Below are 15,320 nucleotides of genomic sequence, written 5' to 3'. Positions count from 1 at the left end.
GGGCCCGGGCTGATCCGGCCTGTCGCTTACTCACCCGCAATGGTTTTTGCAGTGAATCCCGCGATCTGACAGGAGGAAAATCATGGCATCCCGCATCGTACTCAACGAAACCTCGTACTTCGGCGCCGGCAGCGTGGGCGTGATCGCAGAGGAAGTGGCGCGGCGTGGTTACAGGCACGCACTGCTGGTCACCGACAAGGGGCTGGTCGGCGTCGGCCCGGTGGAAAGGGTCGAGGCCGTACTGCAGAAAGGCGGTATCCCCTTCACGCGCTATACCGATGTCAAGCCCAACCCCACCATCGAAAACGTGCAGCAGGGCGTGGCGGCCTGTCGTGCGGCCAAGGCGGATTTCCTGATCGCCGTGGGCGGCGGGTCGGCCATCGATACCGCCAAGGCGATCGGTATCGTGATCACCAATCCGGCATTCGAGGACATCCGTTCGCTCGAAGGCCTGTCACCCACGAAAAAGCCCTGCCTGCCGGTGATCGCCATTCCGACCACCGCCGGCACGGCCGCCGAGGTGACGATCAACTACGTCGTTACCGATGTGGAGAACCGCCGCAAGTTCGTCTGCGTCGACCCGCACGACATCCCCGTGCTGGCCATCGTCGATGCCGAGCTGATGGCGTCGATGCCGAGATCCCTGGCGGCAGCCACCGGCATGGATGCACTCACCCACGCCATCGAGGGCTACATCACGCGTGGCGCCTGGGAGATGAGCGACATGTTCACGCTCAAGGCGATCGAGCTGATCGCCGCCAACCTGCGCGGCTCGGTGCTCGACGAGGCCCCTGCCGCACGCGAGAAGATGGGCCTGGCGCAATACATCGCCGGCATGGGGTTCTCCAACGTCGGGCTAGGGCTGGTGCATGGCATGGCGCATCCCCTGGGGGCTTTTTACGATACGCCGCACGGTGTCGCCAACGCGCTGCTGCTGCCCACGGTGATGGAGTTCAACGCCCCCGCCAGCGGCGAGAAATATCGCGACATCGCCCGTGCCATGGGGGTGTCCGATACCGAAGCGATGAGTCAGGCGCAGTACCGCGAGGCTGCCTGCAAGGCCGTGCGCCAGCTGGCGCTGGATGTGGGCATCCCGCAGCACCTGGCCGAGATCGGCGCCAGGGAGGCCGACCTGCCGGCATTGGCGAATGCGGCCTATCGCGATGTCTGTACGCCGGGTAACCCGCGTGACGTGAGCGAAGCCGAGATCCTGGCGCTGTACCGCAAGCTGTTCTGAGAGAGCCGGCCCTGCGCGGCGCGCGTCCATGACGTATTCAGACCCGCGTCGTCGCAGGACTGTGCGTGTTTCGGGCTTGATCCGACAGCCATTCGTGCAGGTCGCGCATGGCGCGGGTGTGGGGGCGTGATTTCTGCCAGGTCAGCCAGTACTGACCGGTGGTGACCGTGAGATCGAACGCCTGCACCAACAGCCCCTCGCGCAAGGGGCGCTCGAACATCGCCAGGGGCAGCAGGGCCACGCCCAGGCCCTGCATCGCGACGTCAGCCATGGCCAGCGAAGAGTCGAACACCGGGCCATGGATGAGTGGATCGGGCAGCCCTGCCGCGGCAAACCAGCGTGACCATTCATCCGCACGGTAAGAGCGCAGCAACTCATGGCCGAGCAGATCGGCCGGTGTCTTCAGGGTGGTGGCCAGGCGTGGTGCGCACAGTGGCGCCATCTGCGCCTCCACCAGCATTTCCGCACCCATGCCGCGCCAGGCGCCGTCACCGAAGCGGATGGCAAAGTCCAGCCCTTCCGCAGCCAGGTCCACGCGGTTGTTGTGCGTGAAGACGCGCAGGTCGATGAATAGATGGATCTGGCGGAAGCCCACCAGGCGGGGCAGCAGCCAGCCTGCAGCGAAAGTCCCGACCACGGCCAGGTTCAGCACCTCGCGCACCCGGCCGCCCTCGAACTGCTGCAGCACCGCGCTGAGGCGCCCGAAGGCGTCCGAGAGCGCCGGCAACAGGGCCAATCCTTCGTCGGTTAGCAGGAGCCCGCGCGGCAGGCGCCGGAACAGCTGCGTGTTGAGCCGCGCTTCGAGATTCTTGACCTGTTGGCTCACCGCCGCCTGCGTGACGTTGAGTTCCTGGGCGGCCAGCGTGAAGCTCAGATGGCGGGCTGATGCTTCGAAGGCTCGCAGGGCGTTGAGTGGAACATTCATGCGTGCATTATTGACTGTATGCCCAAGTTTTTCTTGTGGGCGCCGCTTGGATTTCCCGTTTGAGGCCACCGGCCAAGGTTCTTAGGATGCGTCCGTCCAGACAACCAGGAGCCAGACACATGAATCGCCGTAACTTTTTGCTGACGGGAAGCCTTGGCCTCGCTTTTGCCACCCGTGCAATGCTTGCCAGTGCATCGGACGATCTCCGGGCATTGTGCAAACGGCTGGAGCAGAGCAGTGGCGGACGGCTCGGCGTTTACATGCATGACGTGTGTCGAAGCCAAGAATTTCTTTATCGCGAGGACGAACGCTTCGCCATGTGCAGCACCTTCAAATGGCTGCTCGCCGCAGCCGTGCTGGGGCGTGTGGATGCCGGCCAGGAACGGCTGGATCGTCGCGTGCGCTTCAGCCGTCGGGATCTGCTCGAATACTCGCCAGCCACCACGCCCTTTGCCGATGGCCCGGGGATGAGCCTCGCGCAGCTGTGTGAAGGCGCCATCGTCGATAGTGACAATACGGCGGCCAACCTGCTGCTGAATGCCCTGGGTGGCCCCTCCGGCTTCAACGCCTTCCTGCGGATGCAGGGAGATCAGGTCACGCGGCTGGACAGGCCCGAGCCGGAACTCAATGAAGCCCGTGCCGGCGATCCGCGTGACACCTCCACGCCATCCGCCATGGGGCGGGATCTGCATCGTCTGTTGCTGGAGGACAGGCTCAGTGCCGCCTCGTGTCGCCAGCTTACGGACTGGATGCTTGCCACCCGCACCAGCGGCGCGCGGCTGCGTGCGGGCCTTGAGGAAGGCTGGCGGCTGGCGGACAAGACCGGCTCCGGTCGTAACGGCACCGCCAACGATGTGGGCATCTACTGGACGCCCGCTGGCGACCCTATCGTTCTGTGCGTGTTCCTGACGGGTGCCCGGTTCGATGGGGCGGCACAGGCGGCCACCATCGCCACGCTGGGGCGCGCGGTCCGCACCCGGTAGCGCGGTTCGCCAGGTCTTCGGTGTCGGTCGGGTTCAGCTGCTGCCACCGAGCAGCCCCATCACGCGGGCGAAGGTCGTCTCGGAGCGCTCGCTGGCGCCCAGAAGGCAGGCGTGGAGCACGCGGCGGAATTCTGCTTCCGGCAAGGTTTCGCCGATGAACACCAGGATGGATTCGCGTGCCTCGTCCGTGCGCCATGCTTCCGCGAGATTGAGCGCCATCAGGGTGTGTAGACCCTGCAGGACGATGCGCTCATCGAAACCGGCCAGCTGCAGTACGCCCTTGTAGCGGAGCATGCGACTGCCATAGCGGTCGATCAGGCCGCCCAGCGCAAAGCGCAGGCGATCCATATCGTAGGGGCGACGCTCGCGGATGACGAAGGAACGGATGTCATCCGTGTGGTGGTGCTGTTGCGGCAGCAGGAACGCCGGATCGATGGCCTCCACACGGGCGAGACTGAAGGCATCGATGTCCAGGATCTCTGCCAGTGGCGTTTCACCGAAATGGGCCAGCGCGACCGGTGCGCGCTGATTGAGCGAGCCCAGCCGTGCGACCAGCAAGTCGAGTGCGACCGGGTCGACCAGATCCACCTTGGTGATCAGCAAGCGGTCGGCAAAGCCGGCCTGCTGCCGGGCTTCACGGTGCCTATCCAGCTGCTGCATGCCATGCATCGCATCGACCAGCGTGATCACGGCGTCCAGCGCGAAGTGCCCGACGACCTCCGGTTCGACGAAGAAGGTCTGCGCAACCGGTGCGGGATCCGCCATGCCGGTGGTCTCGATCAGCACGCGGTCAAACGCCAGGCTGCCGGCTTCACGGCGGGCGGCAAGCTCGCCCAGCATGCGCACCAGATCTTCGCGCACGGTGCAGCAGATGCAGCCATTGCTCATCAGCACGACCTGCTCTTCACCGCGCTGCCGCAGCAGTGCGCCATCGACATCCGCCCCGCCGAACTCGTTCTCGATCACGGCAATGCGATGGCCGTGCTCCGTCGTGAGGATGTAGTTGAGCAAGGTGGTCTTGCCCGCGCCGAGGAAACCAGTCAGGACAGTCACCGGGATACGGCCAGGAGAGGGCATATGGAGCTCCAGATGCAACGAAGTTGCATTCTAAGGGCAAGGCTTCCCGGTTCAACCTTTCAGTCCGAATGGTTATCCGCGGCAGTGAATGAAAGGGATGCGCCCTAAAGCTGCCTGCCGCTTTGTCGTGATGATGAAAAGTTGTGGCGAAACAGACGTTTGGTGCAGAACCTGCTTCGCAGAGGGGCTGGCTGTAATTCGAGCAGGATCACATCTATCGTTGTTGATGGAGGCATGAAAAGCATGCAGAACGCCACCCTTTCGAGGCTTGGAGTTTCATGGGATGTCATCGGGCGGATCGCGGATGCCGTGCTCTCGCACCGGGCGTCGCGGATCCTGAACATGATCCGCAGTACGCGCGATGAATTCCTGACGCTGGAGAACGCGCTGCAATCCGAGCTGGATGCGGCGGTGTACAAGAATGCCTTGCTCCTGCTCCGCTTCAGGGCGTGTCAGGCGGTCGACATCCTGTTCCGCAACCTCTACGAGCGCACGGCCGATATCGGTTATCTGTCGCAGGATGCGGACATCCGCCATTTCGTGACGACTGGCGGCGTGGGCGGCAGGGAGACAATCCGCCATCGTCTGTCGGAATACGCGCAGAAATACAGCGTCTATCGCGACGTGGTGATTTTCGCCACCACGGGCGAAGTCCTGGCCCGCCTCGATGCGCAGGCGCCGGGCGCACGCAGCGCGGATGCCTTCCTCGCACGTGCGCTGGCGGGTGCGGAGTATGTCGAGGCCTTCGGCACCTTCGATTTCCTCGATGGCGCGCGCAACCTGGTGTACGCCCAGGCCATCCGGGACGATCAGGGGGCCGCCATCGGCGTGCTGGCGCTGGTGTTCCGTTTCGAGAACGAAATGGAAGGCATCTTCCGCGACCTCGGCGCCGTGGGCATGAGCTTCATGTGCCTGTCGGATGCCAGCGGCAGGATTCTCGCCTCCAGCGACGAAACCTATCTGGAGCCGGGCAAGCGCATTCCCATCGTCGAGGAAGAAAGCGGTCGCGAGGTAAGTTTCATGGGGCGCCGTTTCTTCATGGTCTCGCACCGTGGCCGGCCCTATCAGAGCCATCGCGGCCCGGCCTGGTACGGGCATGCACTGGTGCCCAAGGAATATCTGGGCGAAACCGGCATCCGCGAGCTTTCGGATGGCACGCTGGGCGACGTGCTCGGCTATGTGGACGTGCTCTGCCCGGCGCTGCGCAGCATCCTGGATTCGGCCAACCGCGTGAATACCGCGCTGCGCATCGTGGTGTGGAACGGCAGCGTGGAAGCGATCCACGATCACGAGGCTTCGCGCGAGCCGCTCAAGGCCGTGCTGCGCCAGATCCAGCAGGCCGGCGCCGAAACCGCGCAGGCCTTTTCGGATGCCATTGGCAACCTGATCACGATGGAGGTTTCCTCCTATCTGCGTACCGGTAGCGATCTGGCGCGGCTCGCCGGCAACATCATGGACCGCAACCTCTACGAGCGTTCGGACGATTGCCGCTGGTGGGCGCTCACCTCCGAGCTGCGCGCCATCCTGGCCGATCCCGGCCGTGGCGTGGAGGACGTGCGGCGCCTGGAAGGCATCCTCGCCGAGATCAATGCGCTGTACACGGTCTATACGCGGCTGTTCGTGTTCGACACGGCCGGCCGCGTGGTCGCCGCATCCAACCTGCATGGCGACAACATCGCACTGCGTGGCGACATGCTGACCGATGGCTGGGTGAAGCAGACGCTGGCGCTGACGCAGACACGTCAGTACGTGGTTTCGCCCTTCGAGCCGACGCGTCTCTACGGAGGCTTCCCGAGCTACGTCTACGCGGCGGCGATCCGCTCGCCCGCGCATGAGGGCGAGGTGGTCGGTGGCATCGGCATCGTCTTCGATGCAGGGCCGGAGTTCCGGCGCATGCTCGACGATTGCGTGCCCGATTTCGCCGGGGCCTACGCGCTCTACGTGGAACGCGACAGCCGCCGCGTGATCGCGGGCAGCAGTGGCTCGGGGCTGGGCATCGGCGAGGTCGTGCCACTCGATCCGGCGTTCTTCGAGTTGATGCCCGGGCAGTCCCGCGAAGCGCTCACGGTGTTCCGTGGCCAGTACAACGTGGTGGCTGCCGTGGCCACGAATGGCTATCGCGAATACAAGACCACCGGGGATTACAGCAATCCCGTGATCAGCCTGGTCGTGCTGCCCATCGGCGATCCGCCCGCGGCAAGTACCGTGCGTAGCCTGCTGGACGATCAGCGCCATGAAGAAGGGCGGGTCGTCGAGCCGGCGCACTTCGCCACCGTCCTCGTCGCTGGCGAGCGCTACGCCTTGCCGGCCGTCTCGGTCTGCGAAACCATCACCGCGGAAGGTCTTACGCCGCCCAGCATGGAAGCCAGCCCCTATCTCGCGGGCAGCGCTGTTTACCGGGACAGCACGGCCGGCGGCAACAACATGGTGGTGCACCTCACCGTGCTGGACGCCAGGCGCTTCTTCCGGCGCGGCGCCGAACAAGGCACGGGGGATTACATCGTCGTGATCCGCGTGCAGGGCAAGCTGATGGGGCTGCGGGTGGATGCCATCGATACCGTGATTACCGTGGACGCCAAGCGCATCGGGCGGGCCAACTTGCTGGCGCACGAGCAATACGGCTTCTCGCATGAAGCCATCCTGCCCTTGCCCGAATCGGAGGGCGTGCGCCCGATCCTGGTGCTGGACGAGGTATTCATGCTGCGGCTGGTGGAATCCTTTTCGGCGCTGAACGCCCAGGGGGAACCGCAGACGCCCGTGGTCCGCACGGCGCAGTAGTGGTGCGCAGAAGCATCCTTTGATAAATGGGTTTTCCAGCCTGACGATCCCGGGTAGAGACCATTTGCCTCCGGCAGAATCTCGGCGCCTCCCTGGGCCGGGATCCAGACCGAGGCACGAAAACCCCGGGTTCCGGCTTGCGCCGGCATGACGTTCAGACCTGGCGCGGAGAGCGCTGGCGTCTCACCAGGCGCCGAGTTCGGTCAGCTGCCTGGTGGCCGCTTCGCTCCAGCCGCGGTTGGCCGCAGGGCTGGCCGGGCTGGGGTGCAGCACGCGGCCGAATGCCAGCGCCATCCCCTTGCAGGCTTCGCGCGCGCGCAGCTCGCTCCAGGCGCCGATACCGATCACCCACTCGGCACGGGTGGTTTCCACCAGCGTGCGCAGGTGCGCGTCGCAGGCTGCCAGCAGCGGTGCCTGCTCGGCGACCGGCAGCTTGTCCGGCGTGACGTTGCGTTTGCCCTCGAAGAAGGCCAGCGGGCAATAGTTGGCCACGAAGTGCTCGCGGAAGAAGGCATCCGCCGTGCCGAAACGTTCGGCGAAGAGCCTCCACAGGCGGCGACCGGAGACCTCCGAGCGTGGGCACGCCCAGCCCTCGATGGGGCGGGCCGGCGTTTCCGCGGCGGGTTTTGCCACCGGCGCGGAGAGACCCATCCAGTCGCGCGCAGCGGCGATCTCGCCGAAGGGCACGCCGATCTGCACCATGCCGAAGGGGCCGGGGTTCATGCCGACGAAGACCACGCGCTTGTTGCCGCCGCCGAATTTGCGCAGGTATTCCTCGTGCGGCGCCCAGGCGTAGTCCAGCGGGTTATAGACGTGGGTGATCGGCGCGGCGAAACGCATCGGGGAGACTGCGGCGGAGAGCTTGCGGGCGGCGTCGATGAGGAGCTGGGGCTGGGAGACGGTCATTTTCCGGATTCCGGCGTGCTGTTGGAGGGCTGGATCAGGGCGAGGATGCTGGGCCGCATGAACCACACCATGAGCACGCCGGGGGTGGCGATGCCGATGGACAGAAGGAAGAAGCCGGGCCAGCCGAGCTGCTCGGAAAGCACGCCGGCGAGCGGGCTTACGTAGATGCGGCCGACGGCCGAGAAGGCGGACAGCAGCGCGTAGTGCGTGGCCGTGAAGCGGCTGTTGCACAGCGCCATCAGCAGGCCGACGAAGGCCACGGTGCCCATGCCGCCGCTGATGTTCTCGCCGGCGATCACGGTGAGCAGCAGCCAGTCCAGCGAGGCGGCTTCCTTCAGGGCGACGAAGGTCCAGTCGAAGGGCTGCACCAGCACCGATCCCCAGGCGCCCTTGCCGAGCGAGGCCAGCACGTAGAAACCGGCGTTGGAAATCAACTGCAGCAGGCCGAAGACCAGCAGCGCGCGGTAGAGCTTCAGTCGCAGCATCAGCAGGCCGCCGAGGAAGGCGCCGAAGATGGTCAGCCAGATGCCGATGATCTTGTTGGCGATGCCGACTTCGGCCTGCGTGAAGCCCATGCCCTTGATCAGGAAAGGTGTGGTCAGGCTGCCCGCGAAGGCGTCGCCCAGCTTGTAGAGCACGATCAGCAGCAGGAAGGCGCCGGCGCCGGGCAGGGAGAAATAGCTCACCAGCGAGGCATTCAAGGTCTCGAAGCGCGCCTGGCGGGCGATCCAGGGTGTGCTGAGCAGCAACAGCCCGAGCAGCGGCAGCAGCACCTGCGCCCAGCCATATCCCTGTGCCAGCAGCCAGAAGGCCGCGAAGCCGTGCGCCGCGATCCAGCACAGCACGGCGAGGCGCCCGCCACGCGCGCAGGCCCAGGCCAGCGGGGCGGCCACGCCGATCTGGCTGAACAGCACCAGCAGGCGCCAGGCATTCGGCGGCAGTGTCTGCGCCAGCCCGCTGGCCTCTGCCAGCAGGCTCACGCCGAGGCAGCCCACGGCCACGCCTGCGAGCATCGCCAGGAAACCGGCGACTTCCCGTTGTCCTGCCTGCTGCTGTCCGGCGGGCTGTGCCGGGCCGTCGATGCGCGGTGCGCCCAGCGCCACGATCACCGCCACGCCGACCATCAGCGCGGCCATCACGCGGTACACGCTCGGCCAGTCCCACTGGTCTGCCCAGATCAGCGCGATGCCACCCGAGACGATCATCGCCACGCGATAGCCGAAGACGTGGATGGACGCGCCAAGACCGTGCTCGCTGCGGTCCGGCAGCACATCGGTGCGGTAGGCATCCACCACCACGTCCTGCGAGGCGGAAAGGAAGGCCACGCCCACAGCTGCCAGCGCGAAGAGCGCGGGGTTGGCATGCGGGCTCAGCCCGCTCATGGCGAACAGCACGCCCCCCAGTGCCAGCTGGCTGAGCAGCAGCCAGCCGCGTCGCCGCCCCAGCCAGGGCGGCTCGAAGCGGTCCATCAACGGCGCCCAGAGGAACTTGAAGGTGTAGGGCAGGCCGACCAGGCCGAGGAAACCGATGGTGACCAGATCCACGCCATCGACCGTAAGCCAGGCCTGCATGGCCTGCCCGGTGAGCGCCAGCGGCAGGCCGGATGCGAAGCCCAGCAGGAGGATGGCGAAGAAGCGGCGGAAACGGGCCAGCGCGGGCATGGCGAACGATGGGATGCTGCGGAAGCGCGATTATGCCCGATGGCGTCACCGGGATTCATCACGGGCACCGGAGCCGCGCAGACGGTAAGATTCCGCGACAAGCAGGCGCACCCGCAGCCTGCAATCCGGAGACAGACCAAGATGCCCGTGAAGATCGTGCCGTCCACACCCTCGGCCTACCAGTACCCGCTGCTGATCAAGCAACTGCTGCACACGCCGCTGGCCACCGCGCCGGAACAGGAAATCAGCTATCAGGGGCGGCTGCGCTACACCTACCGTGAATTCAATGCCCGCCTCGGCCAGTTCGCCAACACGCTGGCCGCCCTGGGCGTGGCACCCGGGCAGACCGTGGCCATGATGGACTGGGACAGCCATCGCTACCTCGAATGCTTCTTCGCCGTGCCGATGATGGGCGCGATCCTGCAGACCGTGAACGTGCGCCTCTCGGCCGAGCAGATCCTCTACACGCTGAATCACGCCGAGGCTGAAGTGGTGCTGGTTAACAGCGAATTCCTGCCATTGCTGGCGAGCATCGCGCCGCGCCTCACCCGGGTGCGCAGCTTCGTGCTGATCGCCGACGGCGCGCCGCCGGCTGAATCGCCGATCGAATTTGCCGGCGAATACGAAGCGCTGCTCGCCGCGGCCGGCAGCCGCTACGACTTCCCGGATTTCGACGAAAACGCCCAGGCCACGGTGTTCTACACCACCGGCACCACGGGAGACCCCAAGGGCGTGTACTTCAGCCATCGCCAGCTGGTGCTGCACACGATGTCGCTGGCGGCATCCCTGGGCACGGCGCCCGGGCAGGGGCGCTTTCATCGCGAAGACGTGTACATGCCGATCACGCCGATGTTCCACGTGCATGCCTGGGGCTTCCCGTATCTGGCGACGATGCTTGGCGTGCGCCAGGTGTATCCCGGCAAGTACATGCCGGAAACCCTGCTGCGCCTGATCCGCGAAGAGAAGGTCACCTACTCGCACTGTGTGCCCACCATCATGCAGATGCTGCTGACGCACCCGACTTCGCAGGGCATGGAATTCACCGGCTGGAAGGTACTCATCGGCGGCTCCGCGCTGACGCCCGCGCTGGCACTCACCGCCATGAAGCGCGGCATCGACCTGTGTACTGGCTACGGCATGTCCGAGACCTGCCCGGTGCTCACGCTGGCCAACCTGAACAGCGGCGACATGCGTCAGTCCGCCGAGGATCAGGCCCTGCTGCGCGCCAAGACCGGCCGCCCGATGATGCTGGTGGATCTGCGCGTGGTCGATCCGGACATGGCACCGCTGCCGCCGGACGGCAAGAGCACGGGCGAGGTCGTGGTGCGCACGCCCTGGCTCACGCAGGGCTACCTGAAGGCGACGGACGCCTCCGAAGGGCTTTGGGACGGCGGCTATCTGCACACCCAGGACATCGGCTACATCGATGCACGGGGCTTCCTCAAGATCACCGACCGCATCAAGGATGTGATCAAGACTGCGGGCGAATGGACCTCCTCCCTCGCGCTGGAAGACGTGGTCGGCAAGCACGAGGCCGTGGCCGAGGTGGCGGTGATCGGTCTGCCAGACGAAAAATGGGGCGAGCGCCCGCTGGCCCTGGTGGTGCTCAAACCGGAGTTCGTCGGCCAGCTCAGCGAACACGCCCTGCGCAATCACGCGGCACGCCTGATCGAGGAAACCGGCACCTCGCGCCACGGCGTGCTGCTGCAGGTGCAGTTCGTCGAAGCACTGGCACGCACCAGCGTGGGCAAGATCAACAAGCGTGCGATGCGCGAGGCACGCCTAAAAAGCTGACAGACAGCGGGAGAACCGTCCGCATTTCGCGACTGGAATGCGGGCGATGCCGGGCTCCGTAGGACGGTGCGTATGGCGCACCCTACGAGGTGGGGCAGGGCGTGTAGGGTGCGCTACGCGCACCATGGGTTTGGATTTCGGCTTGCACCGAAATCACGAGGGAGCGGCATCGGGCACTCAGGCCGAGTGCTGGTGTTGAGTCGTGGCGGTGCTGATTTGCAGGCCGAGTTCCAGCCGGTGTGTCGAGCCGCAGTGCGGGCAGACGAAGCTGCCTGCCAGCGCCAGGGACCGGGCCGGTGCATTCGCCTCAGGCAGGGCTTCACGCGCGGCTCGGGCGAGCGGCGCGGTTTCGTCGAGGCGTGCCGGGGTTTCCGCTGGAGGTGGTTCCGTGCTGCCTGCCGCAACACTTTCCTGTACGGGCGTTTGCGTTTCGACGGAGGGCGAGTGCTCCTCCTCCGGCATGGCCAATCCCTGTGTGGCGAGATTGGGCTGGGTATCCTGTTCGGTGCGCGCCGTGCCTTGTAGCACTGCCTCCGCACGGGCGAGGTTGCTGTGGATGCGGGCCATGGTGTTGAGCATCGCGGCTTCGCCATCGGATGTGGCGACGGCCGCGGCCGGCGTTTCTTCAAGGTGCTCAAGCTGCACCAGCATGCCAAGCTGCGTGAGCCGGGCCGCATAGGCCTGACCTGTGGCCTCGTCGAGATCGTGCTTGAGTATCACCCGGCAGCCCGAAAACAGCTTTCCGGTATTTTCCGGGCTGAGCGCAAAGCGCTTCGCGATGCGCGCCTTAGCGGTGACCGGTTCGACATCCTCGCGCAAGTTCCCGCCAAACACGATCCGATATCTAGCCATTGCGAACTCCTGCATCCACCCAAGGCCGCCGACCGGCGACAGGTGAGGGCATTGTAGGAGCAATGGTCCATCGGCCAGGGCCGTTCGTGGTGTCAGGTGTGCATTCGGTCACATGGCGTTTGTGTGCGGTTCGGGTTTGAAGGTCTGCAATCTGTTTTCGTCTTTCTATGCGGGCGTCGATGCCCCGAAGCCCCGAAGCGCGTGGAGTCGGATCCGGCTGCCGTAACCCGGTTCGCACCTGAGATCAGCCCTTGTTGTTGCCTGTCGTACCCTCAGAACCTGCGCATAGTCTTTTCATCGCCATACATCCGGCAGCTTCAGGGTTGGATTCCTGTGTAAAACCCCTCCCCAACCCTTAATACCGTTCAGTTCAATTTCGTCATTCCGGCGCAAGCCGGAATCCAGTGTTTTCGGGTACCTCTGGATCCCGGCTTGCGCCGGGATGACGCCGACCCGCAAGGATCGGGGCCTAAGTGAACAGCATTGGAGGTCGGGAGGGGTTTTCATGGCATATGGAAATCCTTGGACAGGTTCTCAGGCAGGCAGATGTGCGGGGAGAACTTCGCCCGATGCTGGCTGAAGAAGCTGCGCACGTTGCGTACATTGGCATCCGCCGCGAACAGCCGGTTGGCCGCCTGCTGATAGGCCTGCATGTCCGCCACCTGCAGGATCAGCACGAAATCCGGGCCGCTCGCCACGCGGTAGCACTGCTGTACGGACACATCCGCCACCGCACGGGCCTCGAAGGCATCCAGCCGCTCGGTGGCCTGCTCATCCAGCGTCACCTCCACGATGGTCGTCAGCCCGAAACCAAGCTTCTCCGCCGAGAGGATCGCCACGCGTCGCTCGATGATGCCGGCCTCCACCAGCCGCTGCACGCGCCGCAGGCAGGTGGCGGGCGACACATGCACGCGTTGGGCAAGATCCTGGTTGGTCAACCCGGCATCCTGCTGCAACTGCGCCAGGATGCGCAGATCGGTGGCATCCAGCGACGGGGAAACGTTCATGTTGCTGCCTCCAATGTAGGCTGACGCAAACGCTGGCCTTGCATTTGCGAAGTGATGGGTCACGAGATGAGGTCGTCGATACCGTCGTTGGCACAAGCTCGCCCGATCTAGGAAAGTGACGCAGTCACGAAATATTATTTCACGGATTCTGTGCGTAGAAATAAAAGCACAAATCTTCTGTGTATTTGCAATCAAATTTCTCCGGGTGGCGTCTAGCATGCACGGCATCGTCAGCCCTTTCCGTGAGGTAGCGCCATGTGTGGCATCGTTGCAGCCGTTTCCCAGCGCAATATCGTTCCCGTTCTCGTCGAAGGCTTGAAGCGCCTGGAATATCGGGGCTATGACTCCTGCGGCGTGGCTGTGCACCAAGAGGGCGCGCTGCGCCGGGCGCGCTCCACCTCGCGCGTGGCCGAGCTGGATACCCTCATCGTGGAAGACGGCGTGGCCGGCTTCACCGGCATCGCCCACACGCGTTGGGCCACGCACGGCGCGCCGGCAGTGCACAATGCGCACCCGCATTTCTCGCCAAGCGACGCCAATGCGCGCATCGCGCTGGTGCACAACGGCATCATCGAGAATCACGAAGCGCTGCGTGCCGAGTTGCAGGCCAAGGGCTACACCTTCGTCAGCCAGACCGACACCGAAGTCATCGCTCACCTCGTCGATCATCATTACGCGGGTGATCTCTTCGCCGCCGTGAAGGCCGCCATCGTGCGTCTCAAGGGCGCCTATGCCATCGCCGTCTTCTGCCGCGACGAACCGCACCGGGTGGTCGGCGCGCGTGCCGGCTCGCCATTGATCCTCGGCGCGGGCGAAGGGGAGAACTTCCTCGCCTCCGACGCCATGGCACTGGCCGGCGTCACCAACCAGATCGTCTATCTGGAAGAAGGCGACGTGGTGGATCTGCAGATCGGCAAGTTCTGGGTCGAAGCCCGCGAAGGCGAGGGCTTCGTGCGCGCCACGCGCGAAGTGCGCACGGTGTATGCCCACAGTGGCGCGGCTGAGCTGGGCCCGTATCGCCACTTCATGCAGAAGGAAATCTTCGAGCAGCCGCGCGCCATTGGCGACACGCTCGAGGGCGTCACCGGCATCACGCCGGAATTCTTCGGTGACGAAGCCTGGAAGATCTTCCGGGATATCGACTCGGTGCTGATCCTTGCCTGCGGCACCAGCTATTACGCCGGCTGCACAGCCAAATACTGGCTCGAATCCATCGCCCGCATCAGCACCCAGGTGGAGATCGCCAGCGAATACCGTTACCGCGACAGCGTGCCCAACCCGCGCACCCTGGTCGTCACTATCTCGCAATCGGGCGAAACGGCAGACACCATCGCCGCGCTCAAGCATGCCCGCAGCCTGGGCATGGAGCACACGCTCACCATTTGCAACGTTGCCACCAGCGCCATGGTGCGCGAATGCCGGCTGGCCTACATCACGCGCGCCGGTGTCGAGATTGGCGTGGCCTCCACCAAGGCCTTCACCACCCAGCTCGCCGGCCTCTTCCTGCTCACGCTGGCGCTCGCCCAGGTGCGCGGCCGCCTCACCGAAGCACAGGAAGCCGAACACCTGCGCCAGATGCGCCACCTGCCGGTCGCGCTGCAGGGCGTGCTCGCGCTGGAGCCTCAGATCATGGCCTGGGCCGAGGACTTCGCGAAGAAGCACAACGCGCTCTTCCTCGGCCGCGGCAAGCATTACCCGATCGCCCTCGAAGGCGCGCTCAAACTCAAGGAAATCAGCTACATCCATGCTGAGGCCTACCCGGCCGGCGAACTCAAGCACGGCCCGCTCGCGCTGGTGGACGCCAACATGCCGGTGGTCACCGTCGCCCCGCACGACGAGCTGCTGAAAAAGCTCAAGAGCAATATGCAGGAAGTACGCGCACGTGGCGGCGAGTTGTATGTCTTCGCCGACGCCGACTCCAGCATCGAAAGCGAACCCGGCATCCACGTCATCCGCATGCCGGAACACTACGGCGCGCTCTCACCGATCCTGCATGTCGTGCCGCTGCAATTGCTCGCGTATCACACTGCCTGCGCGCGGGGAACGGATGTGGACAAGCCCAGAAATCTTGCGAAGAGTGTGACGGTGGAGTGAGTTGAG

The 15,320-nt window shown here is 65.1% G+C and carries 11 protein-coding genes; 5 read left to right on the top strand and 6 right to left on the bottom strand.

Annotated elements, in window-relative coordinates; translation table 11 throughout:
• Window positions 1-82 precede the first annotated feature (82 nt).
• Window positions 83-1,237, top strand: a complete 1,155-nt coding sequence (gene fucO / locus BGI27_RS01185; RefSeq protein WP_095523088.1) for a lactaldehyde reductase — start codon at window positions 83-85, stop codon at window positions 1,235-1,237.
• 37 nt (window positions 1,238-1,274) lie between these two features.
• On the opposite strand, the gene BGI27_RS01180 is transcribed toward fucO, so the two are convergent.
• Complete coding sequence (locus BGI27_RS01180) at window positions 1,275-2,162, bottom strand: LysR family transcriptional regulator (RefSeq protein ID WP_095523087.1); 888 nt, start codon at window positions 2,160-2,162, stop codon at window positions 1,275-1,277.
• 119 nt (window positions 2,163-2,281) lie between these two features.
• Here BGI27_RS01180 and bla point away from each other — a divergent pair, with 119 nt between their 5' ends.
• Window positions 2,282-3,145, top strand: a complete 864-nt coding sequence (bla, locus tag BGI27_RS01175; protein WP_095523086.1) for a class A beta-lactamase — start codon at window positions 2,282-2,284, stop codon at window positions 3,143-3,145.
• 33 nt (window positions 3,146-3,178) lie between these two features.
• Here the strand turns inward: bla and BGI27_RS01170 are convergent, their stop codons facing one another.
• Entirely contained in the window at window positions 3,179-4,222 is a 1,044-nt protein-coding gene (locus tag BGI27_RS01170; RefSeq protein WP_095523085.1) for a CobW family GTP-binding protein, read from the bottom strand.
• 342 nt (window positions 4,223-4,564) lie between these two features.
• On the opposite strand from BGI27_RS01170, the gene BGI27_RS01165 reads away from it, so the two are divergent.
• Entirely contained in the window at window positions 4,565-7,000 is a 2,436-nt protein-coding gene (locus BGI27_RS01165; protein ID WP_141239739.1) for a chemotaxis protein CheW, read from the top strand.
• Window positions 7,001-7,183: 183 nt separating this feature from the next.
• Here BGI27_RS01165 and BGI27_RS01160 read toward each other — a convergent pair whose 3' ends face one another.
• Both BGI27_RS01160 and BGI27_RS01155 read right to left on the bottom strand, forming a co-directional pair.
• Window positions 7,184-7,906, bottom strand: a complete 723-nt coding sequence (locus BGI27_RS01160; protein WP_095523083.1) for a uracil-DNA glycosylase family protein — start codon at window positions 7,904-7,906, stop codon at window positions 7,184-7,186.
• Window positions 7,903-9,567 carry an AmpG family muropeptide MFS transporter gene (locus tag BGI27_RS01155; protein ID WP_095523082.1) on the bottom strand — a complete coding sequence of 555 codons (1,665 nt, stop codon included), beginning with the start codon at window positions 9,565-9,567 and terminating at the stop codon, window positions 7,903-7,905. Before BGI27_RS01155 ends, BGI27_RS01160 begins: the two co-directional genes overlap by 4 nt.
• A 141-nt stretch (window positions 9,568-9,708) precedes the next feature.
• Between BGI27_RS01155 and BGI27_RS01150 the strand changes: the two genes are divergently transcribed.
• A complete protein-coding gene (locus BGI27_RS01150; RefSeq protein WP_095523081.1) occupies window positions 9,709-11,361 on the top strand; it encodes a fatty acid--CoA ligase in 1,653 nt (550 codons plus the stop codon).
• 177 nt (window positions 11,362-11,538) lie between these two features.
• On the opposite strand, the gene BGI27_RS01145 is transcribed toward BGI27_RS01150, so the two are convergent.
• A complete protein-coding gene (locus BGI27_RS01145) occupies window positions 11,539-12,213 on the bottom strand; it encodes a hypothetical protein (protein WP_095523080.1) in 675 nt (224 codons plus the stop codon).
• A gap of 503 nt (window positions 12,214-12,716) precedes the next feature.
• The gene (locus BGI27_RS01140) at window positions 12,717-13,220 is read right to left on the bottom strand and encodes an Lrp/AsnC family transcriptional regulator (protein WP_095523079.1); all 504 of its coding nucleotides are present in this window, start codon (window positions 13,218-13,220) and stop codon (window positions 12,717-12,719) included.
• 255 nt (window positions 13,221-13,475) lie between these two features.
• Here BGI27_RS01140 and glmS point away from each other — a divergent pair, with 255 nt between their 5' ends.
• Window positions 13,476-15,314 (top strand): glutamine--fructose-6-phosphate transaminase (isomerizing), encoded by a 1,839-nt coding sequence (gene glmS / locus BGI27_RS01135; protein ID WP_095523078.1) that lies wholly within the window; start codon window positions 13,476-13,478, stop codon window positions 15,312-15,314.
• Window positions 15,315-15,320: the final 6 nt, after the last annotated feature.

The sequence above is a fragment of the Candidatus Dactylopiibacterium carminicum genome, assembly GCF_014736495.1.
Lineage (GTDB): Bacteria > Pseudomonadota > Gammaproteobacteria > Burkholderiales > Rhodocyclaceae > Uliginosibacterium > Uliginosibacterium carminicum.
This window is presented reverse-complemented; position numbering and strand designations above follow the sequence as displayed.

Coding starts and splice junctions, on each gene's coding strand:
- BGI27_RS01145 (WP_095523080.1), bottom strand. CDS start 12,213: ATGGCTAGATATCGGATCGTGTTTGGCGGGAACTTGCGCGAGGATGTC.
- BGI27_RS01155 (WP_095523082.1), bottom strand. CDS start 9,567: ATGCCCGCGCTGGCCCGTTTCCGCCGCTTCTTCGCCATCCTCCTGCTG.
- fucO (WP_095523088.1), top strand. CDS start 83: ATGGCATCCCGCATCGTACTCAACGAAACCTCGTACTTCGGCGCCGGC.
- BGI27_RS01140 (WP_095523079.1), bottom strand. CDS start 13,220: ATGAACGTTTCCCCGTCGCTGGATGCCACCGATCTGCGCATCCTGGCG.
- glmS (WP_095523078.1), top strand. CDS start 13,476: ATGTGTGGCATCGTTGCAGCCGTTTCCCAGCGCAATATCGTTCCCGTT.
- BGI27_RS01165 (WP_141239739.1), top strand. CDS start 4,565: ATGATCCGCAGTACGCGCGATGAATTCCTGACGCTGGAGAACGCGCTG.
- bla (WP_095523086.1), top strand. CDS start 2,282: ATGAATCGCCGTAACTTTTTGCTGACGGGAAGCCTTGGCCTCGCTTTT.
- BGI27_RS01180 (WP_095523087.1), bottom strand. CDS start 2,162: ATGAATGTTCCACTCAACGCCCTGCGAGCCTTCGAAGCATCAGCCCGC.
- BGI27_RS01160 (WP_095523083.1), bottom strand. CDS start 7,906: ATGACCGTCTCCCAGCCCCAGCTCCTCATCGACGCCGCCCGCAAGCTC.
- BGI27_RS01150 (WP_095523081.1), top strand. CDS start 9,709: ATGCCCGTGAAGATCGTGCCGTCCACACCCTCGGCCTACCAGTACCCG.
- BGI27_RS01170 (WP_095523085.1), bottom strand. CDS start 4,222: ATGCCCTCTCCTGGCCGTATCCCGGTGACTGTCCTGACTGGTTTCCTC.